The 23,955-nt window shown below is 73.8% G+C and carries 25 protein-coding genes; 8 read left to right on the top strand and 17 right to left on the bottom strand.

The window, feature by feature from the left end:
* Positions 1 to 141 precede the first annotated feature (141 nt).
* The 3 genes from OG992_RS07170 to OG992_RS07160 form a co-directional block, all read right to left on the bottom strand.
* Positions 142 to 753 (bottom strand): class F sortase, encoded by a 612-nt coding sequence (locus tag OG992_RS07170; RefSeq protein WP_266302740.1) that lies wholly within the window; start codon positions 751 to 753, stop codon positions 142 to 144.
* Between the two features lie 86 nt (positions 754 to 839).
* Positions 840 to 1,325: a hypothetical protein gene (locus OG992_RS07165; protein ID WP_091406610.1), complete on the bottom strand. Its 486-nt coding sequence runs from the start codon at positions 1,323 to 1,325 to the stop codon at positions 840 to 842.
* A 415-nt stretch (positions 1,326 to 1,740) separates the two neighbouring features.
* The gene (locus tag OG992_RS07160) at positions 1,741 to 2,568 is read right to left on the bottom strand and encodes a metalloregulator ArsR/SmtB family transcription factor (protein WP_238682740.1); all 828 of its coding nucleotides are present in this window, start codon (positions 2,566 to 2,568) and stop codon (positions 1,741 to 1,743) included.
* Between the two features lie 125 nt (positions 2,569 to 2,693).
* On the opposite strand from OG992_RS07160, the gene OG992_RS07155 reads away from it, so the two are divergent.
* Both OG992_RS07155 and rnhA read left to right on the top strand, forming a co-directional pair.
* Positions 2,694 to 3,974 (top strand): lycopene cyclase family protein, encoded by a 1,281-nt coding sequence (locus OG992_RS07155; RefSeq protein ID WP_238682741.1) that lies wholly within the window; start codon positions 2,694 to 2,696, stop codon positions 3,972 to 3,974.
* A 10-nt stretch (positions 3,975 to 3,984) separates the two neighbouring features.
* Complete coding sequence (gene rnhA / locus OG992_RS07150; RefSeq protein ID WP_091406604.1) at positions 3,985 to 4,458, top strand: ribonuclease HI; 474 nt, start codon at positions 3,985 to 3,987, stop codon at positions 4,456 to 4,458.
* Positions 4,459 to 4,465: 7 nt separating this feature from the next.
* Here the strand turns inward: rnhA and OG992_RS07145 are convergent, their stop codons facing one another.
* Together OG992_RS07145 and OG992_RS07140 are read right to left on the bottom strand one after the other, a co-directional pair.
* Positions 4,466 to 4,702, bottom strand: coding sequence for a preprotein translocase YidC (locus OG992_RS07145; RefSeq protein WP_238682742.1), 237 nt, complete (start codon positions 4,700 to 4,702; stop codon positions 4,466 to 4,468).
* A gap of 39 nt (positions 4,703 to 4,741) precedes the next feature.
* The gene (locus OG992_RS07140; RefSeq protein WP_266302739.1) at positions 4,742 to 5,962 is read right to left on the bottom strand and encodes an MFS transporter; all 1,221 of its coding nucleotides are present in this window, start codon (positions 5,960 to 5,962) and stop codon (positions 4,742 to 4,744) included.
* A gap of 5 nt (positions 5,963 to 5,967) precedes the next feature.
* Between OG992_RS07140 and OG992_RS07135 the strand changes: the two genes are divergently transcribed.
* A complete protein-coding gene (locus tag OG992_RS07135; protein WP_238682744.1) occupies positions 5,968 to 6,561 on the top strand; it encodes a MarR family winged helix-turn-helix transcriptional regulator in 594 nt (197 codons plus the stop codon).
* Here the strand turns inward: OG992_RS07135 and OG992_RS07130 are convergent.
* Positions 6,506 to 7,387, bottom strand: coding sequence for a pentapeptide repeat-containing protein (locus OG992_RS07130; protein ID WP_238682745.1), 882 nt, complete (start codon positions 7,385 to 7,387; stop codon positions 6,506 to 6,508). The two genes, OG992_RS07135 and OG992_RS07130, sit on opposite strands and share 56 nt — an antisense overlap.
* A gap of 73 nt (positions 7,388 to 7,460) precedes the next feature.
* Complete coding sequence (locus OG992_RS07125) at positions 7,461 to 8,606, bottom strand: DUF5919 domain-containing protein (RefSeq protein WP_266302738.1); 1,146 nt, start codon at positions 8,604 to 8,606, stop codon at positions 7,461 to 7,463.
* 133 nt (positions 8,607 to 8,739) lie between these two features.
* On the opposite strand from OG992_RS07125, the gene OG992_RS07120 reads away from it, so the two are divergent.
* Entirely contained in the window at positions 8,740 to 9,348 is a 609-nt protein-coding gene (locus OG992_RS07120) for a hypothetical protein (RefSeq protein WP_266302737.1), read from the top strand.
* Positions 9,349 to 9,367: 19 nt separating this feature from the next.
* On the opposite strand, the gene OG992_RS07115 is transcribed toward OG992_RS07120, so the two are convergent.
* Entirely contained in the window at positions 9,368 to 10,174 is an 807-nt protein-coding gene (locus tag OG992_RS07115; RefSeq protein ID WP_266302736.1) for an SDR family oxidoreductase, read from the bottom strand.
* A 78-nt stretch (positions 10,175 to 10,252) separates the two neighbouring features.
* Here OG992_RS07115 and OG992_RS07110 point away from each other — a divergent pair, with 78 nt between their 5' ends.
* Complete coding sequence (locus OG992_RS07110) at positions 10,253 to 10,855, top strand: MBL fold metallo-hydrolase (RefSeq protein WP_238682749.1); 603 nt, start codon at positions 10,253 to 10,255, stop codon at positions 10,853 to 10,855.
* Here the strand turns inward: OG992_RS07110 and OG992_RS07105 are convergent.
* Entirely contained in the window at positions 10,828 to 11,568 is a 741-nt protein-coding gene (locus OG992_RS07105) for a B3/4 domain-containing protein (protein WP_266302735.1), read from the bottom strand. The genes OG992_RS07110 and OG992_RS07105 overlap by 28 nt on opposite strands.
* A gap of 7 nt (positions 11,569 to 11,575) precedes the next feature.
* Positions 11,576 to 12,187 (bottom strand): LysE family translocator, encoded by a 612-nt coding sequence (locus tag OG992_RS07100; RefSeq protein ID WP_238682751.1) that lies wholly within the window; start codon positions 12,185 to 12,187, stop codon positions 11,576 to 11,578.
* A gap of 62 nt (positions 12,188 to 12,249) precedes the next feature.
* Here OG992_RS07100 and OG992_RS07095 point away from each other — a divergent pair, with 62 nt between their 5' ends.
* Positions 12,250 to 13,722, top strand: coding sequence for a PLP-dependent aminotransferase family protein (locus tag OG992_RS07095; protein ID WP_266302734.1), 1,473 nt, complete (start codon positions 12,250 to 12,252; stop codon positions 13,720 to 13,722).
* Between the two features lie 24 nt (positions 13,723 to 13,746).
* Here the strand turns inward: OG992_RS07095 and OG992_RS07090 are convergent, their stop codons facing one another.
* From OG992_RS07090 to OG992_RS07060, 7 genes are all read right to left on the bottom strand, one after another.
* Positions 13,747 to 15,168, bottom strand: a complete 1,422-nt coding sequence (locus OG992_RS07090; RefSeq protein WP_238682753.1) for a DUF6297 family protein — start codon at positions 15,166 to 15,168, stop codon at positions 13,747 to 13,749.
* Entirely contained in the window at positions 15,165 to 15,788 is a 624-nt protein-coding gene (locus OG992_RS07085; RefSeq protein ID WP_112602474.1) for an ABC transporter ATP-binding protein, read from the bottom strand. The genes OG992_RS07090 and OG992_RS07085 overlap by 4 nt, the downstream gene beginning before the upstream one ends.
* 40 nt (positions 15,789 to 15,828) lie before the next feature.
* Complete coding sequence (locus tag OG992_RS07080; protein WP_266302733.1) at positions 15,829 to 18,198, bottom strand: tetratricopeptide repeat protein; 2,370 nt, start codon at positions 18,196 to 18,198, stop codon at positions 15,829 to 15,831.
* Positions 18,195 to 19,961 (bottom strand): ABC transporter permease subunit, encoded by a 1,767-nt coding sequence (locus tag OG992_RS07075; protein WP_266302732.1) that lies wholly within the window; start codon positions 19,959 to 19,961, stop codon positions 18,195 to 18,197. The genes OG992_RS07080 and OG992_RS07075 overlap by 4 nt, the downstream gene beginning before the upstream one ends.
* Positions 19,958 to 21,235: an extracellular solute-binding protein gene (locus tag OG992_RS07070; protein ID WP_266302731.1), complete on the bottom strand. Its 1,278-nt coding sequence runs from the start codon at positions 21,233 to 21,235 to the stop codon at positions 19,958 to 19,960. The genes OG992_RS07075 and OG992_RS07070 overlap by 4 nt, the downstream gene beginning before the upstream one ends.
* The gene (locus OG992_RS07065; protein WP_266302730.1) at positions 21,232 to 21,864 is read right to left on the bottom strand and encodes an ATP-binding cassette domain-containing protein; all 633 of its coding nucleotides are present in this window, start codon (positions 21,862 to 21,864) and stop codon (positions 21,232 to 21,234) included. The genes OG992_RS07070 and OG992_RS07065 overlap by 4 nt, the downstream gene beginning before the upstream one ends.
* Before the next feature lie 92 nt (positions 21,865 to 21,956).
* The gene (locus OG992_RS07060; protein WP_238682758.1) at positions 21,957 to 22,934 is read right to left on the bottom strand and encodes a YafY family protein; all 978 of its coding nucleotides are present in this window, start codon (positions 22,932 to 22,934) and stop codon (positions 21,957 to 21,959) included.
* Between the two features lie 44 nt (positions 22,935 to 22,978).
* Between OG992_RS07060 and OG992_RS07055 the strand changes: the two genes are divergently transcribed.
* Positions 22,979 to 23,458 carry a hypothetical protein gene (locus OG992_RS07055; RefSeq protein ID WP_238682759.1) on the top strand — a complete coding sequence of 160 codons (480 nt, stop codon included), beginning with the start codon at positions 22,979 to 22,981 and terminating at the stop codon, positions 23,456 to 23,458.
* Positions 23,458 to 23,913 (top strand): hypothetical protein, encoded by a 456-nt coding sequence (locus OG992_RS07050; protein WP_266302729.1) that lies wholly within the window; start codon positions 23,458 to 23,460, stop codon positions 23,911 to 23,913. Before OG992_RS07055 ends, OG992_RS07050 begins: the two co-directional genes overlap by 1 nt.
* The last annotated feature ends 42 nt before the right edge of the window (positions 23,914 to 23,955 follow it).

Raw genomic sequence — 23,955 nt, 5'->3', positions numbered from 1 at the left:
GGCGCACCGTCCCGATCAGGGGATGGTGCCACCGCATTCTGCCGACCAGGGTCCGGCTCCCGACAGCGGGGAGGCGGCGCGGGCTGCTCGGGCCAGCGGCTCGGTTCGGGCCTGTGGTCCGGATCGGGCGGGCGGCTCGGTTCAGGCGGTGCGGGTGGCGAAGACGACGACGTTGTCGACGTAGTTGCCGGTCGTCGCGTCGAACCGGCCGCCACAGGTGATCAGGCGCAGCCCGGCGGCGTCCGCCGGGCCGTAGACCAGGGTGGTGGGGAAGTGCTCCTTGGGGTACGCCCGGACGTCGTCGACCGTGAACGTGGCGACCCGTGCGTCGGCGCGGGTGACCTGCACCTGCTGCCCGGCGCGGAGCCGACCGAGGTCGAAGAAGACCGCCGGGCCGGACGGCGCGTCGACGTGTCCCACCAGGACGGCGTTGCCGGTCTCACCGGGGCTGACCCCGTGTCGATACCAGCCGGCGAGGGTGGGCCGGTCCAGTGGCGGCACCTCCAGCACCCCGGCGGCGTCGGCGCCGACGGGGACGATGTCGGCTCGTAGGTCGATGGCGGGGATCTGCACCCGGACCGGCGCGGCGGGTGGCAGCGGAGCGAGGTCCGGTGCGGGGTGGGTGCGGGTCGGCGCGTCGGCCGACGGTCGTGGTGGCCGCGCCGGGTCGGCGGTGAGGCCGACGGTGATCAGCCCGAGCCCGGTCACGCCGAGCAGGGCGACCACTGCCGGTAGGGTCCGCCGCCACCACACGTGTGCACCTCCGTACCGGATCGTCGGGGTGCCCGCACCGGTGTCACCGGCGCGGGCACCCGTCTCAGGGATGGAACGGTCGCCGATCAGGCGACAGTGGACACCGGACGACGCCGGCGGATCAGGATCACCGCGCCGGCGAGGGCGGTGCCGAGCAGCGTGCCGCCGGCGGCGAGAGCGCCGGTGTCACGGTTGTCGCCACCGGAGCCGGCCGGCGCGCCGCCGATCGGGGTGACGGCGAAGGTGGCGGTGCCGGCCGAACTGCCGTCGCCGCAGGTCGCCGCGACCGTGTACGTGCCCAGGGTGAACCCGGCGGTGAAGAGCTCGGCGCTCAGCCCGCCGCCGGCGGCGGCCGTGGTGGATCGGACGTTCTGGTCGCGGTTGGGGCCGGTGACCCGGAAGAGGGCGTCACCCGACTTCGGGTTGCAGGTCGTCGCGGTGAGCACGACGGTCCCACCGACCGGGGTGGTGGCCGGTGACACGGTGGTGTCGGCCAGTGCGGCGCCTGGCAGCAGGAGCGTGCCGAGGCCCACGCCGAGCGCCGCCGAGCAGAGTGCTGTTGAGACCTTCATACGCGTCTTCCCTCACTTTTCGTCCGCTGACTGCGTGGGACGTCGTTCGGGTGGCCAACTCCGTGACTAGCACCGGTGTGCCCAACACTAGGTGGGTTGGGTCCTCGATCAGGTGAAAATGAGAAATCCTCGTTGCCGTCACGTGTCCACCCGAAGGCGGGGAGAGCTGCGGAAAGGCCCGGACGGCCCGACCGGCACCGGTGCTCCGATCGATGTCCATCCGGTCGGGCTGTCGCCGCTGTGTCGATGGCGAGGTATTGCCGCAGACGGCGGAAATGCACCGCCTGACCGCCGCGATCGACCGTCCGGGCCGGTCCAAGATCCGCACAAGAACAGGGATGTAGGTGCCTCGCGCGGTCCGGAGGCCACTACATCCCGGAAGTTGTTCGGATCTTGGACCAGGGCGCGTCTCGGGTCAGCGGGTCTCGGTCGGGTCGGGCATCGGCTCGCCGGTCTCCAGCAGGGTCTTGAGGCTGGCCATCAGCTCCGGCCAGCCGCCGCTGCCGTCGAGCTGGCCGCTGACCGCCCGGTGCATCTCACTGTCGGGGGAGAAGTCGTCGTGGATGACGGTCAGCCGGACGGTCGACCCGCTGTGCGGCTCGATCTCGAAGGTCACCGTCGACCGGCGCTCACCGAGCCGGGCGGCCAACTCCTCGGCGGTCCAGCCGAAGTGCTCGGCGTGCTCGGGTTGGAAGCCGTGCCAGCTGTAGGAGAGGCGACGGTACGGCTCGGCGACGAGCACCCGCTGGCCGAGGTCGCGCGGCTCGCCGTCCGGTGCGTCCTGCCACAGCACTGGTGACCCGACCTGCCAGTCCGAAACCAGAGCGACTCCACCCCAGTAGCGACGGGTGAACGCCGGATCGGTGAGCGCGGACCACAGTCGTTGCGCGGTGGTGGTGACGTAGGTGGTGTAGACGAAGGTCGGGCTCTCCATGGGTTGTCGCTCCAATGCGGTGGTCAGGTCGGCCAGGGTGGCGGCGCGCTCGCGGTCGTAGCGGCTGAGCCACCGGTCGGCGATGGCGTTGATCGGGGCGGCGTTGAGGTAGTGCAGCTTCTCTCGGCCGCGCCGCGCGGTCGTGACGAGGTGGGCCGCCTCCAGCACCGAGAGGTGCTTGCTGACTGCCTGTCGGGTGCCGGCCAGCCCGTCGCACAGCTCCCGCAGGGTCTGGCCGTTGCGCTCGTTGAGCCGGTCCAGCAGTTGACGCCTGCTGGGGTCGGCCAGCGCCCGGAACGCGTCGTCCATCGACCCTCCCCGCAACAGGCAATCATTCGGTTGCCTGTCAAGTTATGCAACCAACGGGTTGCCTGTCAATCTGGGCGTCGGTGGCGGCAGGTGACCGGGTGCGATCGTGTGGCAGCGTGGTGCGGGTGACCGACTCCGCGCCGCTCGACGTCGACCTCGCGCTGCTCGGTGGCGGCGGCGCCGCGTCGTTGCTGCTCGCCGCACTGGACCGGCACGGTGTCCGGGATCTGCGGATCGCCATCGTCGACCCGGTGCGCCGACGCGGTCAGGACCGCACCTGGGCGTTCTGGGGTCATCCCGACAGTGACCTGGACCCGCTGCTCAGCGCGAGTTGGCAGCAGGTCGAGGTGGCGACGGCGGCGCGACGCCGCGTCCTGGACCTCACCCCGCTGCGGTACGCCATGCTCCGCTCCGGCCCGGTCTACGACCGGGCTGCCGACGCCGAACGTCGCCTCGACGCCACCCGGATCGTCGCGCCCGCCGAGACGGTGCGCGACGACGGTGACCGGGTGCTGGTAGGCACCGGCGACGGGCACGGCGTACGGGCCGGCTGGGTGCTCGACTCCCGTCCCCGCCCGCCGACGCGAGCGGGGCGTACCACCTGGTTGCAGCACTTCCGGGGGTGGTGGCTGGAGGCGGACCGGCCGGTGTTCGACCCGACGCGTGCGGTGCTGATGGACTTCCGTACCCCGCAGCCGCCCCGGGGCGTCTCCTTCGGGTATGTGCTGCCGGTGAGCGACCGCTACGCCCTTGTCGAGTACACCGAGTTCTCGCCCGACCTGCTGACCGACGCCGGGTACGACGCGGCGCTGGCCGGCTACCGGGATCTGCTCGGGCTGGATCCGACCGGGCTGCGGGTGCGTGAGGTGGAGAACGGGGTGATCCCGATGACCGACGCGCCGTTCCCGGCCCGGCCCACCCCCCGCGTGGTCCGGCTCGGCACGGCCGGTGGCGCGACCCGTCCCTCCACCGGCTTCACCTTCTCCGCCATGTACCGGCAGGCCGACCAGGTGGCCCGCGCCCTCGCCGCGGGTCGCGCGCCGGTGCCTGAGCCGGCGTACCCGCGCCGGCACCGCTGGATGGACGCGGTGGCGCTGCGGGCGCTGGACCGGGGCGGGGTGGGCGGTCCCGAGTTCTTCGACCGGCTCTTCGACCGCAACCCGGCCGAGCGGGTGCTGCGCTTCCTCGACGGCGGCACCACTGCGGCCGAGGAGGTCGCGATCATGAATTCGACCCGGCTGTTGCCGATGATCGCCGCGACCGCCGGTGACGCCGCACACCGCGTCCGCGACCGGCTACGCCCCACCCGGCCCGCGCCGGCCATCCCACCCGCTGTGGTGGGTTCGACGCCGACGGCTCGGCGCGCCGGCCCCCCGAGCGGGGAGGACGACGTCAGCGCCCGGTAGGTTGCCGGGCATGGTGGACGCGGCGGCCGGCAGGGGCGTGCAGATCTGGACCGACGGGGCGTGCAGCGGCAACCCCGGTCCGGGTGGTTGGGGTGCGCTGCTGCGCTACGGCGATCACGAGCGGGAGCTGTGCGGCGGCGAGGCCACGCCCACCACCAACAACCGGATGGAGCTGATGGCGGCCATCCAGGCATTGGAGAGCCTGAACCGGCCGGTCACCGTGGAGTTGCACACCGACAGCACGTACGTGCGCAACGGGATCACCAGTTGGCTGGCGTCGTGGAAGCGCAACGGTTGGCGGACCGCCGCGAAGCAGCCGGTGAAGAACGCCGACCTGTGGCAGCGGCTGGAGGCGGCCTGCGAACGGCACGAGGTCACCTGGCTGTGGGTCAAGGGGCACAACGGTCACCCGGAGAACGAGCGGGCCGACGGGCTCGCCAACAAGGGCATGACCGAGGCCCGGGGCGCGCTGACCAGCCGCTGAGCCCCGGTCAGCGAGTGGAGTCGGGGTGCCCCGGCATGCTGGAACCTCCGCCGCTGCTGCCGGACGAACCACCGGCGACACCCGAGTTGTCGGGCTCGGTCACGATGTCCGGCCGGACGTCGGTGTCCGCCGGTGCGGGGACCTCGGTGTCCGCCTCGACCTGCACCAGTGGCGTTTGGCCGGCCTCGTCCTCGCTGTGCTGCGGGTCGCCCGGCTGCTCACCTTGACGATTTCGGTAGCCCACGCCGTGCCCCCCGTCGATGCCGGTCCGCGTCGGCGCTGGCTACCCGGCGTCGTCCCGGCCGAAACCTGACCCGCCGGCGGGGACCGCCGACCCGACCGTCTCGGCCTGCGGCGCAGCGGACGGCAGCCGCAGCGTCCGGCGGCGGCTGAGCGCGACGACCAGCGCCAGCGCGAGCGCGCCGACGACCACCAGGAACGCCCAGGTGTTACCGAGGTGGTCGTTGACCACGCCACTGGTCGCGGAGCCGGCGGCGATGCCGAGTTGCCCGGCCGTCTGCAACCACCCGTACGTCTCGGGTAGCCGGACCGCCGGGGTGGACCGGGCGAGGATCTCGTCGGTGACGGCGAGGAACGGTGCCAGCGCGAGACCGAAGACCGCCAGCGCGACGGCCATCTGCGGCACGCTGCGCGGCAGCAGCAGCGCCACCGAGGTGGCGGCCAGCGTGCCGAGCATCGTCAGGTACGCCGCCGCCGGGCTGCCGGGCCGCCCCCGGCTCGCCAGCAGCACGCCACCGGCCAGGCTGCCCACCGACCAGATGGTCACCAGCAGCCCGGCCTGGTCCGGGTGCCCGACGGTGGTGGCGAACGCGGGCACCAGCACCCACATCGCCCCGATGCCCATCATGTAGCCGACGTGGGTGCCGACGACGGTGCGGCGGGTGGCCTGGCCGGGCAGCGCGGATCCCTTCTCGCGAGGCTGCCGGTCGGCCTCGCGCGGTGGCAGCACGGCGACCATGCCGAGCAGCCCGATGCTGCCGATCACCGCGAAGGCGAGCAGCGCGGCAGTGGGTCCGCTGATCAGCAGGCTCAGTGTCACCGCCAGGGGGCCACCCACGTAGAGCACCTCCTGCCCGACGGCGTTGACCGCGTACGCGCGGGCCAGCGCGGCGGGGGCGACGAGCCGGGCGAGTTGGGCGCGTCCGCTGCCGACCGCCGGTGGCGTGCTGAGTCCGGCCGCGGTGGCCAGCGCCACGAACGCCACCGGTTCGGTGGTGGCGGCCAGGCCGAGCAGGGCGAGCAGGTGGGCGAGGCCGGTGGCGAGCAGCACCGGCCGGGCGCCGAGCCGGCCCAGGAGTCGGCCGACCAGCGGCGCGGTGACCGCCAGCCCGATCCCGCAGCCGGCGCTGGCCACGCCGGCGGTGGCGAAGCTGCCGGTGTTCTGGTGACCGAGCAGCACGACGAGCAGTTGCCGCAGCGCGACCGGGAGCTGCGCCACCGTCATCAACATGATGAGCAACATCGCCCGGCGAGGTACATTCACAAGTTATGAATTTACCTGAGGACGGCTCGCCGAACCTGCTCGGCGCACTCGCCCTGCACGTCGGTTCGCGGATGCGGTCGTCGGTCAGCGCGTCCGTCGGTGCCGGCGGCGCGCTCGCCGAGGCGCTCGTCGTCCTCAAGGACCAGCCGGGGGTGACCGCCGAGTGGTTGGGCCAGGTGCTGGGGCTGACCCAGCCCGGCGTCGCGCACCTGGTCCGGCGGCTTCGGGAACAGGGCTGGGTGGAGCGGCGTCCCGGCACCGACGCGCGCAGCCGCGCCCTGCACCTCACCACCGAGGGCACGGCGGCGGCCGCCCGGACCCTGCGCGCCCGACAGGAGGTGCTGACCGCGCTGCTCGCCCCGTTGACCGTCGAGCAGCGCGCCCAGCTCGCCGACATCGCCCGCGCCCTGCTGCACGACGAGGTGGCCGACGCCGGCAGCCTGGCCCACCTCTGCCGGCTCTGCGACCGCGCCCGCTGCCCACAGTGCCCGGTCCACGCCGGCTTCCAGGAGGTGACGGCAGCGTGCGGCGGTCGGGCCGTTCCTAGCGGCGACGACCCCGACGGGCGGGGGAGCGGGTCGGCTGACGGACCGGGGTGAGCGGCAGCGCCGTCCAGTGCGCCGGCCGGGTGAGCGTCTGCGGCAGCTCCGTGTGGGTGTCACCCCGGGCGGCGTCCAGCTGGGTCTGGTGCAGGAAGAGCGTGCGCCGCAGGTCCGCGCCCCGCAGGTCGGCCCCGCGCAGGTCGGCGCCGGTGACGTCGGCCAGTCCGAGGTCCACTCCGCGCAGGTCGGCGCCGATGAGCAGCGCGCCGCGCAGGTTGGCCCGGCGGAGGTCGACGCGGCGCAGGTCCACCCCGAGCAGGTGCGCACCCCGCCGGTCGGCGCCGCCGGGAGCGCGGGCCGCGTCGCTGGCCCGGGACAGCAGCGGGTTGACCCGGTTCCGGTGGTCGGCGACGTCCACCGCGCGAAGCCGCGCCGGGTCACCCTCGGTGAGCGTCAGCGTATCGGTGCGGGCGCGTTCCAGCTCGGCGCGCAGGTCGGCCGGCGGGCGCAGCGCCACCGCCTCGGTGAGGTACCAGAGCAGTTCGTGCAGCGGTCGCAGCACCGCGAACGCCTCCGCCATCGCCGGCAACGTCTCCGGCGCGTCCCGCCAGTCCCGCCCGCCGAAGGTCACCTGGGCGACCTGCTGCCCGGCGCCGAAGCAGTCGAACACCGTGCAGCCGGGAAAACCACGCTGTCGCAGCTCGGTGTGGATGCCGCAGCGGTGGTCGGAGCGCAGGTTGGGGCAGGGCGAGCCGGCCGGCTTGTCGATGGCGAAGTCCGCCGACGCGGCGAAGGCGGGCACCACGCAGCACAGCCCGAAGCAGCGTCCGCAGTCGGCGCGTAGCTGTGCCGCCCCGGACGGCGGTGCGGTGCGGTGCGACACGCCGACGGTCCTCCTGATGATCAGGCTGGACCACCATTGTTTCCTGTGCCGCGCCCACGGGGTCGGTCGGGGGTCACCGTGCGTGCGTGTCACCGGCCGTCGCGGGGCGGGGCGCCGGCGTACGGGCATCGCCCGGTGGCGGCACCAGTCGGCGGACGTCCCGCTCGCCGTCGTCGTGCCCGTACTTCTGGTCGAAGTGCCGTTTCACCACGGCGACCGGCGTGCGGTCCCCGTCGGCGGGCTCGGCCAGCGCGAACACCCCGGGGGCCGCGCCCGGCGCGCGGGGCGGCAGCACGGCTCGCACGGTCAGCGGCCCGGTCACCCGGAACCCCCGGCAGTCGACGTAGTGCTGCCCGTCGACCGTCACGAACGGCACGCGTACCTCGACCACGTCCGACTCGTCGTGGCGCAGCGTGACCATGACCGACCAGTACCGCTCCAGGTCGAGGGTGGCCTGCTCGTGCTCCCACAGCTCCTCGAACCGGGCGTGCACGAACCCGCCCCACGGGCTGTCCATGTCCACCTCGAGCTGCGGCACGTTGAACGACAACTTCCCGATCGGGAAGAACGAGATCAGCGCCCGCCCGTCCCACTGGTAGAGCTGGATCGACGGGGACGCGTCGTAGAGCCGGACCTGGAGGCGGTGGCGCAGCCGCGCGTCGAGCGCGTCGGCGAACGCGGCCAGGTGGCGCAGGTTGGCGCGGATCTGTCGGGGCACGTCCACCCGTTGCCGTTCCAGCTCCTCGGAGCGTTGCTGGGCGGCGGTGCAGTCGGGGTCGAGCAGGAGCAACTGCACCTGGGCGCCGTTGGCGAGCGCCGCTCGTACCGCGCTCAGGGTCTCTTCGCGGTGCCGTTGCTCGAGCAGGATCGTCCAGGTGTCGAGGATGCGCACCCGACGGCCGGAGCGGTGCAGCCGCGTTACGAACGCCTGCTGGTCGAAGCTGAGGTGCTCCTGCACCCGCGCCTTGCGGGCCTCCTCGAACAACGGGTCGAAGATGACGTACGAGATGGCCGCGAGGACCACGCTGGCCCCGAGGTTGAGCAGCAGGTCGCTGAGGAAGCCGGTGCTGCGCCACGCGGCCACCAGCATGACGACGGCGATCGCGAAGAGTGCCCCACCGACGACGAAGGCCCGTCGTTGCCGCCCGCCCCGACCAGCCCACCCGGGCATCCGGTCCCCTTCCGCCGTCGGTCGGCCCCACCGCCGCTTGCTGATCATCGGAGTTCGGAGGATACGTGCCCGCTTTGCTGGGCGCTGTCCCGTTCTCCGAGCGGCTGGTTCACCGCTCGGACCCGCTCCACCGCTCATAGGGTGACGGTAACGGAGTCGTGCGACCACGGAGGGTGGCGGGGTGGACGAGAGCGAACGCGAGCAGGCGCTTCTCACCGTGCTGACCACCGAGCACTACGCGTTGCAGACGTCCCGCGCCGGCACCATCGCCGAGGCCACCGGCCGCGCCACCATCTTCCTGTCCGTCCTTTCGGCGGCACTGATCGGCCTCGGCTTCGTCGCCAGCAACGACAAGCTGGTGCGGCCGTACCTGGCCGCGGTGCTGCCGACGCTGGTCATCCTCGGGGTGCTGACGTTTCTGCGGCTGGTGGAAACCACCGTGGAGAACTCGTTGGACCTGCGGCGGATCCAACGCATCCGGGCCTACTACCAACACAATCTCGCCGGCGAGCACGACTTCTTCGCCGACGCGGTGGTGGCCGACGACGCCATGAGCACGGCCTGGAACCTGGTCGGCACGCGACCGGGGCGGTGGGAGTTCCTGTTGACCACTGCCGCACTCGTGGGTGCGGTCAACGCGGTGCTGAGCGGGCTCGGCATCGCCCTGGTGGCCACGACCGTCGGGGCCGGGGGCGCGTTGACGGTAGTGGTCGGGGTGTTGGTCGCGGTGGTGGCGTTCGGTGTGCAGTTCGCGTACATCGTCCGGGCGTCGGCCGCACCGATGCGCTGACGGCGCCCGCCGGCGCCGCTCAGACCGTTCGCCAGTCGTCGTTCGTCAACGCCGTGGCCTGGGGACCCATCAGCAGCATGCCTCCGTCGACCGGCCACGAGGCGCCGGTGACGTAGCTGGCGGCGGGGGAGGCGAGCAACGCGACAACGGCGGCCACCTCGCGGGCGTCGCCGGGCCGCCCCAGCGGCACGCCGGGCCGTTCCTGGGTGAACGGGTCGACATCCTCCTGACCGGTCATCGGCGTGGCGATCTCGCCCGGTGCGACGGCGTTGACGGTGATTCCGTCGGCGGCCAACTCCTGGGCCATCACGCGGGTCAGCAGCCCGAGCCCGCCCTTCGCGGCGCAGTACGCGGCGGAGCCGACCCGGGGCGCGTGCTCGTGGACGCTGGTGATGTTGATGATCCGCCCGCCGGCGCCGGTGGCCCGCATCCGTCGCGCGGCCCGCTGGGCGCACAGGAAGGGCGCGTCCAGGTCGACGGCGAGCACCTCGCGCCACTGCTCCCACCCGGTGTCCACGAACGGCGTCGAGGCCCCGGTGCCGGCGTTGTTGACAAGCACCCCGATGCCGCCCAGCCGGTCGGCCAACTCGTCCACCACCGCCGCCGCGTCCGGCAGCCGGGTCAGGTCCACCTCGGCGACCTCGCAACGCCGCCCTGTCGCGCGGACCTCGGTGGCCGTCCGCTCCGCGCCGTCGGGGTCGCCGTACCAGGTGATGCCGATCTCGAAGCCGGCACTGGCCAGCGCCACCGCGCAGGCCTTGCCGATGCCGGAGTCCGCGCCGGTGACGACGGCGATCCTCGGGTAGTTCGCGTATCGCTGAGGCATGCTGCCGCACTACCCCGGCGGGGCCGGTCCAACCGCCACGGGGGCCACGCTCGTCCGCCGGCGGCGTACGGTCGCCTGATGCGGATCACCCGGTTCACGCACGCCTGTGTCCGCGTCGAGCACGACGGCGGGGTGCTGGTCGTCGACCCGGGGACGTGGAGCGAGCCGCGAGCCCTGGTCGGTGCGGACGCCGTCCTGGTCACCCATGAGCATACCGACCACATTGACGTGTTGCGGCTCGCCGGTCTCGGTGTGCCCGTGTACGCGCCGGAGGGCGCCCGACTGCCGGATCTCGCCCCGCTGCCGGTGACCCGGGTCCGTGCGGGGCAGCGGTTCACGGCGGCCGGCATTCCGGTCAGCGCGCACGGTGGCCGGCACGCCGCGATCCACGGGGGGCAGCCCGACTGCCCGAACCTCGGCTACCTGATCGGCGGTGAGCTCTACCACCCGGGCGACGCCCTGCACGTGCCGGACGAGCCGGTGCGCACCCTGCTCGTCCCGGCCCAGGGGTCCTGGCTGCGCCTCGACGAGGCGATCCGGTTCGCCGGCGCCGTGGGCGCGGCGGCGGCGTACCCGATCCACGACGCGCAACTCAACGACCGCGGCCTGGCCAGTGTCGCGGGTTGGTTCGCCGAGACGATCCCCGGCTACCGTCACCTGCTGCCCGGCGACACCGCCTGACCCGTGTCGTCGTCCGCCGCCGGGGTGCGGAAACGGGGTGCGGCGGTGGTGAGCACCGCGGTGGCCGTCGGGGCTGACCACCCCTCGGCCAGCTCCGTCGCGAGGTCGGCGACCAGCCGGGTCACGGCCGGCCCGCCACCCGGGTGCAGCGCCTCGGCGACGATCAGCACCGACGAGGTGCCCGCCCGCACTGCCGACCAGCCGCTCTGCCGGTTCGTCCACCGTCGGGCGTGTGCCCGACCGGCGGAGTCGGCGAAGGTCACCTCGCCCGGCTCGGGATGCTCGGTGTCGCCCGCGAAACTCAGGTACGCCTCGTCGCCGTGTGCCGGCCGGACCACCAGGTCCCCGTCGACCCGGTCCAGGTCGAGCGCCGCGACCGGGATGGCGTACGCGGCCGAGATGGCGTTGCAGAGGTCGACGAGCGGGTGCACCCGGGGCAGCTCGCCGTCCAGCCGCAGCCGACGCAGCAGCGCCTCGGCGGCGCACCGGTACTTGGTAGGTCGCAGCCCCATCGCCGCGTACGCCCGCCGCCACGCCTGGATCTCTGGGAACCCGCTCTCGGCCCCACCGGCCAACCGCCGCCGGGCCTCGGCGAGATGAGCGGCAGTGCGTGCCGCCACGTCGGCGGTAGCGGTGATCCCGGCGACCTGCACCACACCGGCGACCAGGTCGGGGTACGCGTCGCGAAGCCGCGGAGAGTGTTCGAACCGCACTGTGGTCCTATCGTTCGGTGAGGGCGAGGGTCACGCCGAGCGCGACGAACGTGCCGGCGGCGGATCGGCGCAGCCAGTCGGTGACCCGGGGTCGGGTCAGCACCCGGTCGCGTACCCGGGCCGCGAAGATGCCGTAGCCGCTGAACACCACGAAGGTGAGCAGCATGAACACCGCACCGCAGCCGAGCATCGCCCGGGTCGAGCCCGGTGCCGTGGTGTCCACGAACTGCGGCAGGAACGCGACGAAGAACATCGTCGGCTTCGGGTTGAGCAGGTTGACGAGCACCCCGGAGACGATCACCCGGATCGCCGAGCGGGGTGGGGCGTCGGAGGCCACCGCGAACGCGTCGCGGTCCCGCGCCATGGACCAGGCCAGGTAGAGCAGGTAGCCGACACCGAGGTAGCGGACGGTCTCGAACGCCACCGCGCTGGTCTGCATCAGCGCGGCCAACCCGGTCATCGCGGCCAGCAGATGCGGCAACGTCCCCAGCGTGCAGGCGAACGCGGCCAGCACCCCGGCCCGCGCACCCCGCGACAGGCCGGCGGAGAGCGTGAAGATCACCCCGGTGCCGGGGGTGACCACCACGATCAGCGTGGTGATCAGGAACGGGATGGTCACGATCGTCCTCCGACGGAGTTGGCAGGTCTGGCTCCTGTTCACTCTGCTGCCACAATGGTCCGATGGGCAGAGCCAAAGCGACTGCGTCCGAGAGGTCCATATCGGCCGGGTCCGACTTCCTGCACCTGACCATCACCGACGCGACACCAGGCGGGCGCGCCGCCTGGCTGACCGACCGGCTCCGGCACGCCATCGCCGAAGGACGGGTGCCGGTCGGTGACCGGCTGCCGCCGACCCGGGTGCTCGCCGCCGACCTCGGTGTCTCCCGGGGCGTGGTCACCGAGGCGTACCAGCGCCTGACCGAGGAGGGGCACATCGCCGGTCGGGGCCGGGCCGGCACTGTCGTCGTCGCCGCGCCGGCCGCGCCCACACCCCCAGCGGCCGCCGCGCCGGCACCGGTCACGACCTTCCCTCCGGCACCAGGCACCGACATCTTCGAGGCGCTACGCGCGGCGCACGCGACCATCGACCTGACGCCCGGCGTACCCGATCTGGCCGCCTTTCCTCGCGCGGACTGGCTGCGCGCCGAACGGAGCGTGCTGCGCCGCCTCGCCGCGGCCGACCTTGGCTACGGCGACCCCTGTGGCACACCCGTGCTGCGACAGGCCGTCGCCGCCTGGCTGGCCCGCAACCGCGGCATCAGCGTCGACCCCGCCGAGGTGATCATCGTGGCCGGCGTCTCCCAGGCGCTCGGGCTGCTCGCCCAGGCGCTCACCGCCGCCGGCGTCGACCGGATCGCCGTCGAGGACCCGGGCTCGCTCGGGGTGCGCCAGCACCTGAACAACTGGCGAATGGACACCCCACCGATCAGCGTCGACGACGCCGGGCTGCGGGTCGACGAGTTGACCGCCAGTGGCGCACCAGCCGTGATGCTCACCCCCGCCCACCAGTTCCCGACCGGCGTGGTGCTCGACGGGGACCGCCGCCGCCAACTCGTCGCCTGGGCGCGGGCCGGCGGTCTGATCATCGAGGACGACTACGACGCCGAGCACCGCTACGACCGTCCTCCGGTGCCGGCGCTGCGTGGTCTGCTGCCCGAGCAGGTCTGCTACGCCGGCAGCGTCTCCAAACTGCTCGCACCCGCCCTGCGGGTGGGCTGGCTGCTCGTGCCGGCGCGGCTGCGCGAGGCCGTGGTGGCCGCCAAGCGCAACGCCGACCTGGGCAACGCCGTGCTACCGCAACTGGTGCTGGCGGAGTTGATGACCTCCGGCGCCTTCGAGCGGCATCTGCGGCTGCTGCGTCGCCGCCACATCCGCCGGCGGGACGCCATGATTGCCGCGCTGGCCCGCGCGTTGCCACTGGCGACGGTGCACGGCGCCGCCGCCGGCCTGCACCTGATGATCACGCTGGACGACGCCGTGGTCGACACCGAGCTGGCGGCCGCGACGCTGGCGCGCGGGGTGAAGGTGCAACCGCTGTCCTGGCACTGCCAGCGTCCCTACCGGCCGGGCCTCGTGCTCGGCTACGCGGCCCGGACACCCACCGAGATCGCCGACGGCGTCGCCGCTGTCGCCGCCGCGCTCGGCCACCGTTGACCATCGGCAGCGGCATGCTGGGGATCAGCCCAGGAACAGTTGGACGAGGACCAGCACGGCGAGCAGCGCCGGCCCCCGTGACCCCTGACGCATCAGGTCGACCGGGATCATCCCGAACGGTGTGTTGACCGTCGCGCCGCCGTAGTCGATCGGCGGGCGGGTGCCGGCCCGGAACGCGGCGGCCACCACCCCCAGCGCCAGTGTCGGCGCCAGCCAGGCCGGCCCCGGGTCGACGGACGGCAGGGTCAGCAACCACCACACGCCCGCGCCGACAGCCGGCACCACCACGTGGATCCCGCGCAGCAGGTTGTCGCTGCCACCGAGCGCCCGACGTAGCCCGGGCGAGCGGCTGACCGACCGCAGACCGCCGGTCAGCCGGTTGGCGGCAAGGTACGCGAACACCACCTGCGCGGCCCCGGCCAACCCGGGCAGGGCGAGCGCGGCAGCGTACTGAACCCCGATCAGCGCCGCCCAGATCAGCACGGCGCTCGGGTGGCGGCGCAACCGGCGTACGTCGGCCTGGAGCAGCGCCCACCAGCCGGGGCCGGGCCGGAACCGGCGGCTGCGAACCCGGCCGATCCGGCGCCAGCGGCGGCTCTCCACCAGGCCGGCGAGCAAGCTCGGGTCCAGCAGGATGGTCGCCGTGGCGGCGGCGTTGGCGAACTGCGCGCCGGTGGTCAGGGTGGCCCGGTCGACCCGGGGCAGTGCGCGTACCGCGAGGATCATGCCGAGGCCCGCGAGGGGCACCGCGGCGGCGAACAACGCGACGGTCGGCGTCGTCGTCGGCCGGGACAGCCCGTCGCCGAGGCGACCGACGAGCACCACCAGGGCGGTGATCGCGGCCGCCGCCACCATCGGCACCGCCCCGACCACCGTCGGCCAGCGTCGCCCCGACCGGCTGCTCTGCGCGACGACGCTGAGCGCCAGCGCGGCCGCGCCCCACCCGGCGCCGGCCGCCGCCGCCCAGCCCAGGGCGGACGGTTCGCTGACCCCACCGAGCGCCGCCACTGCCACCCCGAGCGCCGCGGTGCCGGCCGACGCGCCCAGCAGCAACAGGACGAAACGCGGCGCCAGCCAGGCCCGCCGGTCGATGGGCGCGCTGGTCGCCCAGCTCTGCGTCGCCGGGGTCACCAGCAGCGGGCCGAGTGCGCGCAGACCACGCCAGGCGAGCCCCGCGCCGGCCAGCAGCGCGGCGACCGCCAGCCACCACCGCACGCCCGGCTCGGCCTGCCCCACGGTGGGGGAGTCCAGCAGGTCGCGGCTTGCGCTGATCGCGAACCAGCCGTACATCCCCACGAACAGGACCATGACGTACGCGTCGCCGAGCACGTCACCGAGGGAATGGTCGTGGTGCCGGCTGCGGGCCTTGCGCAGGTGCGTCCGCACCTGCCGGGCGGTCGGCACCCCGACCGGCGTGTCGGCGATCGTGGCCGGCGCGGCGGTCACTTGCCGATCTCGATGCGCTCGTCGACCACCGCGTCGATCAGCTCCGGGTCGTGCGAGGCCAACAGCACGGCAGTGCCCGCCGCGCGTTCCCGCAGGAGTCGGTCGGCGAGCCACTGTCGGCCGCGGACGTCCAGCCGCTGCTCGGGCTCGTCCAGGATCAGCACCCGGCGGGGCCGGACGAAACAGGACGCCAACGCCAGGCGGCGGCGCTGCCCGCTGGACAGTGTCACCGGCAGTTGGTCGCGGGCCGGCTCCAGACCCAGCTCGGCGAGGACCTCCTCGACCGGTTCGGCGTCACCCCCGTGGGCGTACGCGACCAACTCCAGGTGCTCGACGACCGACAGGTCGGGGAAGAAGTCGATGTCGTCCAGGGCGGCCGCCACCAGCGCCCGCACCTGAGGATCGGTCTCGTCGGCCCGGCGGCCCTGCACCAGCACCTCACCCGCGTCCGGCCGGTCAGCGCCGACGACACAGCGCAGCAGAGTCGTCTTGCCGCTGCCATTCGGGCCCAGCACCACAGCGATCCGGCCCGCCGGGAGCGTGAAGCTCACCTCGTCGAGCACGACCAGGTTGCCGAAGTTGCGACTGAGTCCCCGTACCGAGAGCGCGTCCACGATCACAGAGTCTCCCAGAGCCGCGCCACCGACCAACCCGAGCGACCTACGTCACCCGGGCCAGTCGGGCGTCGGCGGCGGCCAACCCCTGGGCGTCGGCGACCTCCTCGGCCACCGCCGCCGCGTCCGCCCAGTGCCGCCGCGCGTCGGCCTGGTCGCCCAGCGCGGCGCAGGCGTCACCCAGGTAGAGCAGGGTGCGCGCCAGCCCGGCTGTCGGCTGGGTCTCCTCGCGCAGCCGGCGGCTCTCGGACAGCAGCTCGTACGCCGTCCGCGCCTGCCCCGGGGTGCTGCTCAGCAGGGTCGCCCCGGCGTTGAGCAGCGCCGTCGCCCGGCTGGTCGGGTCGTTGACCGACTCGTACTCGCGCAAAGCGGCCCGCCACGCCTGGGCGGCGTCCAGGTGCTCGCCGAGCGCCGCGTGCACCAGCACCAGGTTCGTCAGCGCCGCCGCGTACCCGCGCGCGTCGCCGACCGACCGGAACGTGTTGGCCGCCCGCACCAGGTGGTGGTGCGCGGTGTCCGGTTCGCCCCGGGCCAGCTGGGCCGCGCCCAGGCCCAACTCGGTGAGGGCGTGCCCGGCCCGGTCGGCGCCGGAGCGGTGTCGACGGGACATCTCCAGGTGCTCCACCGCGTCGTCGAGCTGCCCCAGGTCGAGCAGGGCCAGGCCGAGGTTCATCCGCGCCTGGGCGTTGCCCCGCCGCCCCCGCTCGTTGACCGCGAGGGTGAGCGCGGCCGCCGCCCCCTGCGGGTCGTGCCGGCGTCGACGCAGCACCCCCAACTCGTTGTGCGCCCACCCGGCGATCTCCGGACGGTCGTCGGCGGTCGGGGTGGCCAGCACGGTGCGGCAGACCTGCTCCCACTCGTCGAGCCGGTCGGCGTACGCCAGCCACCCACACAGCGCCACTGCCAGCCGGAACCACCACCGACGGACCCGTCGGGGCAGTGTCTCCTTCGCGCCGGCCGGCACCCGCACCACCGCCAGCAGCAGCTCCTGGTGCAGGTCGAACCAGCCGTACGGGTCGTCGTCCAGCGGCAGCGACCACTCCCGGTCCCCCGGGGAGCCGAGCACCGCCAGGTTGGCCGCGTGCCGTTCGGCCCGGCGGGCCAGGTGCCGGGTCAGCCGGGCCTGCGCGGCGACCCGGGCCCGGACCGGATCGGCGTCGCGCAGGTGCAGTCGGGCGCTGCCGGCCAGCAGCGGGCGGATCTCGTACCGGTCGCCGGGCGCGCCGACCACGAACGCCGCCGCTGCCAACCGGTCGAGCAGCGCGGTCACCAGGTCGGGGTGCCGTCCGGCCAGCGCGGCGATGGTGGGCCGGTCCACCGGGGCGGGGACCAGCGACATCAGCCGGTACAACCGTCGGGCCTGGCGGGGCAACACCCGGTACGCGATGTCCCGTTCGGTGACCAGGCGGGCCGCCGGTGAGACGGCGAGCCGCTGGTGCGGTGGCGTCTGCACCGCGCGGCGCAGCGCGTCCAGCACGTCGGAGTGCCGCCAGCCGTGCTGAGCGGTGCGGTAACCGAGCGCGCGGACGGTACGCGGTTGCCGCCCGCACAGGTCGACGATCTCGCGTACCGCCGGATCGGTGCGCGGGTCGGCGCGACGGACCCGGGCGGCGGGTGCGGCCCCGCCCGCCGTCGCGAACAGCTCCACCGCCTCGGACGTGCCCGGTTCGGCGATCCAGTGCGCGACCACACCCTCCAGACCGACCAGCGCCGGACCGCCGGCAAGCAACAGGCGGCAGGTGCGCGCGGTGGGCGGCAACAGTGGCCGGACCTGGTCGGGACGGTCGACGTTGTCCAGCACCAGGACGATCTTGCGACCGTCGAGCTGGCCCCGCAGCGCGTCGGCGGCGGCGGCGAGCGCGTCCGGCCGGCCGGAGGTCGGCGGGGCGGTGCCCAGAATCCGGGCCAGCGCGGTGAGCACCTGCCGGGCCGAGCGGGGTCGGCCGCGCCGCCGCAGGTCGAGGTAGTACTGCCCGTCGGGGAAATCCTCCCGACACTCGTTCGCGGCCTGCACCGCGCACGCCGAGGTGCCCACCGCGCGTCGACCCAGAACCGCCACCGCGTGTTCCCGGGTGAGCAGGCCGACCAGTGCGTCGACGTGCTCCTCACGGCCGGTGAACTCGGCCGTGTAGGGCAGGTTGGGCGCCCCGGCGGCGGGGGTGGTGAGCACCTCCGTCGGCTCGGGGTCGACCTCCCGGCCACCCCGGCGGCGGCGCACCTCGTACACCACGTAACCGACGACGCCGCCGGAGGCCAGGACGATGGTCACCGGCCCGAGCACGCTGGCCGCCAGCTCGGAGAGGACATTGCCGGCCAGGTTGCTGGCCACGTTGGCGAGGACGCTGCCGACCACGCCGCCGATCGCGATCAGCGCCGGCCAGCGTGAGCCACCACGCGATCCACCCGGCCCGGTCACCGCACGCCTCCGGAGACGAGCCCGGCGACCAGGTGCCGCCGCGAGAGGACCACCAGCACCACCGGCAGGACCGAGGCGAGCACCGAACTGGCGGCCAACGCCCCACTGTTGCTCACGAAGCTGCGGGTCTGTTCGGCCAGGAACGGCCCGAGCGGCGACGACCCGGGTCCACCGAACAGTCGCCCTACCACCAGGTCGTTCCAGACCTGGACGAACTCCAGCACGGAGACCGCCACCACCGCCGACAGGTTGTGCCGGGCCAACCGGCGCAGGGTGTGCCACCACCGACGCCCGCCCAACCGGGCGTCGCGGACCTGCTCCACCGGCAGGTCGGCGAACGCGTTGCGCAGCACCAGCACCGCGAACGGCACGCCCAGCGCGATGTGCACCAGGGCCAGGCCCTGGGCCGTGCCGGAGGAGAGCACCAGGCCCAGCACCTCGTTGACCGGCCCGGCGATGACCTGGATCGGCACGACGCTGGCAGCTAGCAGCAGCAGCCCGGTGGCCTGCGCGGCTGGCCCGGTCAACCAGGCCAACGGGTACGCGGCCAGCAGCGCGACCACCAGCACCGTGGCGGTCACCGCGGTGGCCAGCAGCAGGGTGAAGCCGAGCGTGCGCCACAGTTCGGTGCCGGTGACCAGGTCGCGGTAGGACTCGCCGTTCGGCGGCGCCGACCACCAGCCGCGCGCGGCGGCGTCCACTCGGCCGTGCGCCGACGTGGCGACCAGCACCGCCAGCGGCACCAGCCAGGCGATCGCGGCGCCCGCCGCGAGCAGCCGGAACACCCGCCGGGGCGGGGCGACCGGGGCGGGGTCGGGTGCGGCCTCGACGCGCGGTGGGGGCCAGGCCTGCCGGACGAAGAGCGCGGCCACCATGATCCCGCCGATCACCGCCACCAGCCACACCACGCCGAGCGCGGCGCCGTCGCCGGTGGTGGTGCCCCCGGACGTCTGCCAGATCCGCAGCGCCAGCACCGAGGCCTCGTCGCGGACCGAACCGGGGGTCATCACCAGGATGAGGTCGAACGTGCGGCTGGTGCCGACCGCCACCAACGCGAAGACCACTGCGGTCGTGCGCAGCAGCAGTGGCCGCCACTGGGCGTCCCACAGCACGTGGCGGCGCGTGCCGCCGTAGGCGCGGACCGCGTCGGCGAGGCTCGGCGGCACCGCGTCGAGCGCGGAGCGGAAGACCAGTACCGCCAACCCGACCCAGGCCCAGACGAACGCCGACATCAACGCGACGGTGACCATTCCCGGCCCGAGCAACTGCGGGGCGTCCTCCACCGAGCGGCCGGTCAGTCGGGTCGCGACCAGTGTGGCCAGTCCCCGACTCGGGTCCGGGTCGTACATCAGCCGGAAGGTGACCCCGGTGACGACCAGCGGCAACGCCACCGGCACCAGGAGGATCAACCGGACCAGGCCGCCCTCCTGGGAGCGGCGGGACGCGGCGGCGAGCAGATAGCCCAGCGCCGTCACCACCGCCGGCACCAGCAGGGCCCAGAGGACCGTCCGGCCGACCACCGCGCCGGTGCCCGGGGCGGCGAGCGCGGTCCGGAAGTGCGCGGCGCCGACCCAGCGACCGTCGGTGGTGACGCTGGCGTGCATGGTCCGCAGCACCGGCCACAGCACCAGCCCGCCGAGCAGCACCGCGGCCGGCAGCAGCAGGGCCGACGTGGCCCCCGCCGCCGGATAGGCCCGACCCCGCCGGGCTGGACCGACGTCGTCGAGGACCGCCAGCTCGCCGAGGACCCGCACCTGGCTCATCGGCCGCCCCCCGCGGTGCGGGCCGCCGCGGCGAGCAGGCCGGTGGCCCGGCGGATCGCCTCGCTGGCGCGGACCCCGTCGGTGACGTCGGCGAAGAAGCCCTGCATGATTCGCCAGATGCCGACCCCGTCCGAGCCGGTGAACGCGCCGGGCAGCTGGTCGGAGAGGTCGAAACGCAGGGTGCCGGGCGCCCGCATCTCCTCGGCGAGACCCTGGCCGACGCGGTCCCGGTAGCTGTCGATCGCGACGGTGGTGTTGGGTGAGAGGTAACCGCCGGCGCGCAGCCACGGCTGGAACGAGTCGGCCCGGGTGAGCCACTCGACCAGCTCGACCCCACCCCGGGCGTCGGCGAACGCCACCGCCGCGTCCCCGCCGACGATCAGCGGGCCGCCGCCCGGCTGGGCGCCCGGGAACCGGAACGTGACAGGTGCCTCCGGGCCGCGCTGGAACGGGTCGGCGACATCGGCGGTGAAGTCGGCGCCGACGAGCATCACCGCCCGCTTCGTGTGCACCACCTGGATCACCGACTCCTCGTACTGGGTGAGCAGGGCACGACGGCCACCGCCGACGAACGCCCCGTTGATGCTCCACAGCCCGGCGAGCCGGTCCAGCGCCTCGCGCACCGGTCTGCCCTGCCAGTCGGCGTCCGGCCGGGCCAGGGCGTTGTAACTCTCGGGTGCCATGTCGGCCAGCACGTTCTCGAACCAGTCGGTGAGCACCCAGCCGTCCGCGGCGCCGATGGCCAGGGGCGCCGGCCCGCCGTCGCGCCGGGCGAGCGCACCGAGCTCCCGGGTCCGCCGGACCAGCGCGTCCCAGTTGGCCGGCTGCGCGGGCAGCATCGAGGGCAGGTGCCAGACCAGCGACTTGTGCGCCGCCTTGACCCAGACGCCGTAGCGCTGACCCTCGGCCGTCAGTAGCTCGCCCAACCCGGCGGGTACGGCGTACTCGGTGGACGCGCGTAGCGGGCTCAGCCAGCCGCGCTGGGCGTACTCGGTGACCAGGCCGGGGCGCGGCAGGATCGCCACGTCCGGGCTGGTGCCGGCCAGGTGTCGGGCGCGCAGGAACGCGTCGATGTCGTTGCCGGCGCTGATCACCTGCACCGGGGCGGGGTAGGCGGCGACGACCTCGCGGAACCGGTCCAGCTCGCTGGTGCTCCAGACCACAGCGACCTGCACGGACCGGGTTCCGTCGGAACAGCCGGCGGTCAGCGCGGTGGCGCCCGCGGCGGTGGCGCGCAGCAGCGTACGACGACTCACGCCGGTGGACGGCCTCATCGGGCCGCCTCGCTCGGCTCGGTGACCAGCTCGTGCCGCACCGGTATCTCGGCCAGGGTGGCCGGGTCGGCGGTGCAGACCAGCACCGCCACCCCCGGGGCGTCCGGTGGTGACAGTCGGGGCATCAGGTCACCGAGGCGGCTGTCACCCGCGGAACCGGCCGGCAGGTCGACCACCAGCACCTCGGGCAGGCAGGCCGCCGCTCGGGCGAGCGCCACCCGGAACCGCTGCGCGGCGGAGATCTGGTGCGGCAGCAGGGCGAGGGAGAGCCCCAACTCGAGCCGGTCGACGACGGTGGCCGTCCAGTCGTTGGCCACCTCGTGCACCCGTTCGCGTTTGCGCTGGCCGTACTCGATGTTGCGCCGCACGGTGAGCTGCGGCAGCAGCGCGCCACCGGCGGGCACGTAGCCGATCTGCCGGCGGGGCGGCGGCAGGCCGGTGACGTCCCGGTCGCCGACGAGGACGCGACCGGTCACCGGCGGGGCCAGCCCGGCCAGCACCCGGGCGACCGCCGTGCCGAACCGGGGCGGCGCCACCAGGGCGGCGAGCGTGCCGGCGGGAACGTCGAGGGTCACCGGCCCGGTGCCGGGGACGGCGACCAGTGCGCGTAGCCGTAACGTGGCCCTCACCTCCGGTGACCATTGATGACCGTCCCAGGGTGGCACACCGTGACGACAATCGACGCCCACGACGCTTCCACTGTGGAGACGATCGGAGCTGTTCAGGCGGGGGAGTAGAGCGCCGCGAGCCCGGCCGCCGTGGCGGCAAGCCGTTCGCGCAGCGCCACCGGGGCCAGCACCTCGACGTCGGCACCGAGGCGCAGCAGCTCACCGTGGGCGTGGGTGAGCGACTCGATCGGCAGTACCGCTGTCACCCAACCCCGCGCGTCCGGTGGTCCGGCGCTGGTGTCCATCGCTGTCACCACCGGATCGCTGCCGACCTCGCGTAACCGCTCCCGCCCGGCGGGGGACAGCCGGACGTGGGCCTCGTCGCGGTGCAGCCGGGCCCGGAACTGCACCACGTGCGCCCGCCACCAGGACGGCAGGTCGAAGTCGGCCGGTCGGTCGAACTCCTGCGCCAGTGGGGTCAACGCGAGGATCTGGTTGACTCGGTAGGTCGCCGGGGCGCCCCGGCCGGGCTGGTCGGCCACCACGTACCAACGGCCGCCCTTGAGCACCAGGCCGTACGGCTCCAGGACCCGGGTCACCTCGCCGTTCCAGCCGCGGTAGCGCACCTCGACGCGGTGCTGCCGCCAGACCGCCTCGGCCGTGCGGGCCAGCTCAGGGGAGGCGTCGCCATCGGCGTACCACCCGGGAGTGTCCAGGTGGAAGCGTTGTTGCAGTCGGGTCGCCCGGTCGCGCAGCGGCGCGGGGAGCGCGGCGTGCAGCTTGAGTTGCAGCGCCGCCACCACGTCGCCGTAGCCCAACTCGTCGGCGGGGCCGGGCAGCCCGGCGAGGAACAGCCGGTCGGCCTCCTCGGCGGTCAGCCCGGTCAGCCGGGTCCGCCAGCCGTCGACCAGTTGGTAGCCGCCGGCGTGTCCGGCCTCGCCGTAGAGCGGGATGCCGGCGGCGTGCAGCGACTCGACGTCCCGGTAGATGGTGCGGGCGGAGACGGCCAACCGCTCGGCGAGCTGCGCGGCGGTCAACCGCCCGTGCGACTGGAGCAGCAGCAGGACGGAGAGAAGTCGAGAAGCCCGCACTTCACTGACACTAGTTGTCAGGGGACCCGTCCTACCGTCCCGGCATGGCATTTCGCGACAAGGAACTACGAACGCCCGGACCGGTGCTGATCGGCGGCCGGCAACTCAAGCGCTACCACATAGACCAGCCGGAGCGACCTATCGAACCCGAGGTGGAGAAGGCCGCGTACGACCTGCTGCCCGACCTGCTGGCCGACGTCGTCGACGACGGCACCCCGGCCGCCGGGTGGGTGGTGCTGCACCGGGGCGCGGACACCGGCGCCTATCTGCTGGCGTACACCTGGGTGTGGGACAACGCGGTGGAGGTCCGTGTCGCCGCGGCCGGGCAGCCGGCGCTGGACTGCCCCGACGACGACCCGGCACACTTCGTCCACCTACGCCGCCCGGCAGTGGGCTGTGTCTGGGAGTTGGCGGTTCTGGAACACGAGCGGGCCGCCTGGGTCCGGCACATGCTGCTGCCGGAGAGTCCGAATGTGACCGATTATCTGCGTGACACGCGAGCGGAAGGGCCGGTGGGCCGCTGATGGGCGACTTCGATTTCTTCATGGGCACCTGGAACGTCGTCAACCGGCGGCTGCGCAAGCGGCTGGTCGGCTCGGACGAGTGGGAGGAGTTCCCCGGGGTGTCGGTGGCGCACGGCTTCTTCGCCGGTGGCGGTCACTTCGACGAGATCACGTTCCCGACCAAGGGCTCCGCTGGTGCCACTGTCCGGATCTTCGACCCGGCTCGCGAGGAGTGGTCGATCTACTGGATGAGCAGCGTCGACGGGATCCTGGGACTGCCACCGATGGTGGGTCGCTTCGTAGACGGGGTGGGCCACTTCTACGCCGACGACCAACACGAGGGGCGGCCGGTCCGGTGCCGGTTCATCTGGTCCGGCATCAGCGCGACCACCGCCCGCTGGGAGCAGGCGTTCTCGGTCGACGGCGAGCAGACCTGGGAGACCAACTGGATCATGACGTTCACCCGAGCGTCCTAGGGCTCCCGCGACGACTTTCCGCCGTTCGGGTGCGGTGTTAGG

It is taken from the genome of Micromonospora sp. NBC_00362, assembly GCF_026342155.1.
GTDB classification, from domain to species: Bacteria; Actinomycetota; Actinomycetes; order Mycobacteriales; family Micromonosporaceae; genus Micromonospora; species Micromonospora hortensis.
Note: the sequence above shows the minus strand (reverse complement) of the source record. Positions and strands in the feature narration are given on the sequence as shown.

Excerpts from the sequence above, each read along its gene's own strand:
- OG992_RS07110 (WP_238682749.1), top strand. The coding sequence starts at position 10,253 with ATGCGGATCACCCGGTTCACGCACGCCTGTGTCCGCGTCGAGCACGAC.
- OG992_RS07160 (WP_238682740.1), bottom strand. The coding sequence starts at position 2,568 with ATGGACGACGCGTTCCGGGCGCTGGCCGACCCCAGCAGGCGTCAACTG.
- OG992_RS07075 (WP_266302732.1), bottom strand. The coding sequence starts at position 19,961 with ATGAGCCAGGTGCGGGTCCTCGGCGAGCTGGCGGTCCTCGACGACGTC.
- OG992_RS07165 (WP_091406610.1), bottom strand. The coding sequence starts at position 1,325 with ATGAAGGTCTCAACAGCACTCTGCTCGGCGGCGCTCGGCGTGGGCCTC.
- OG992_RS07095 (WP_266302734.1), top strand. The coding sequence starts at position 12,250 with ATGGGCAGAGCCAAAGCGACTGCGTCCGAGAGGTCCATATCGGCCGGG.
- rnhA (WP_091406604.1), top strand. The coding sequence starts at position 3,985 with ATGGTGGACGCGGCGGCCGGCAGGGGCGTGCAGATCTGGACCGACGGG.
- OG992_RS07135 (WP_238682744.1), top strand. The coding sequence starts at position 5,968 with ATGAATTTACCTGAGGACGGCTCGCCGAACCTGCTCGGCGCACTCGCC.
- OG992_RS07115 (WP_266302736.1), bottom strand. The coding sequence starts at position 10,174 with ATGCCTCAGCGATACGCGAACTACCCGAGGATCGCCGTCGTCACCGGC.
- OG992_RS07070 (WP_266302731.1), bottom strand. The coding sequence starts at position 21,235 with ATGAGGCCGTCCACCGGCGTGAGTCGTCGTACGCTGCTGCGCGCCACC.
- OG992_RS07125 (WP_266302738.1), bottom strand. The coding sequence starts at position 8,606 with ATGATCAGCAAGCGGCGGTGGGGCCGACCGACGGCGGAAGGGGACCGG.
- OG992_RS07050 (WP_266302729.1), top strand. The coding sequence starts at position 23,458 with ATGGGCGACTTCGATTTCTTCATGGGCACCTGGAACGTCGTCAACCGG.
- OG992_RS07055 (WP_238682759.1), top strand. The coding sequence starts at position 22,979 with ATGGCATTTCGCGACAAGGAACTACGAACGCCCGGACCGGTGCTGATC.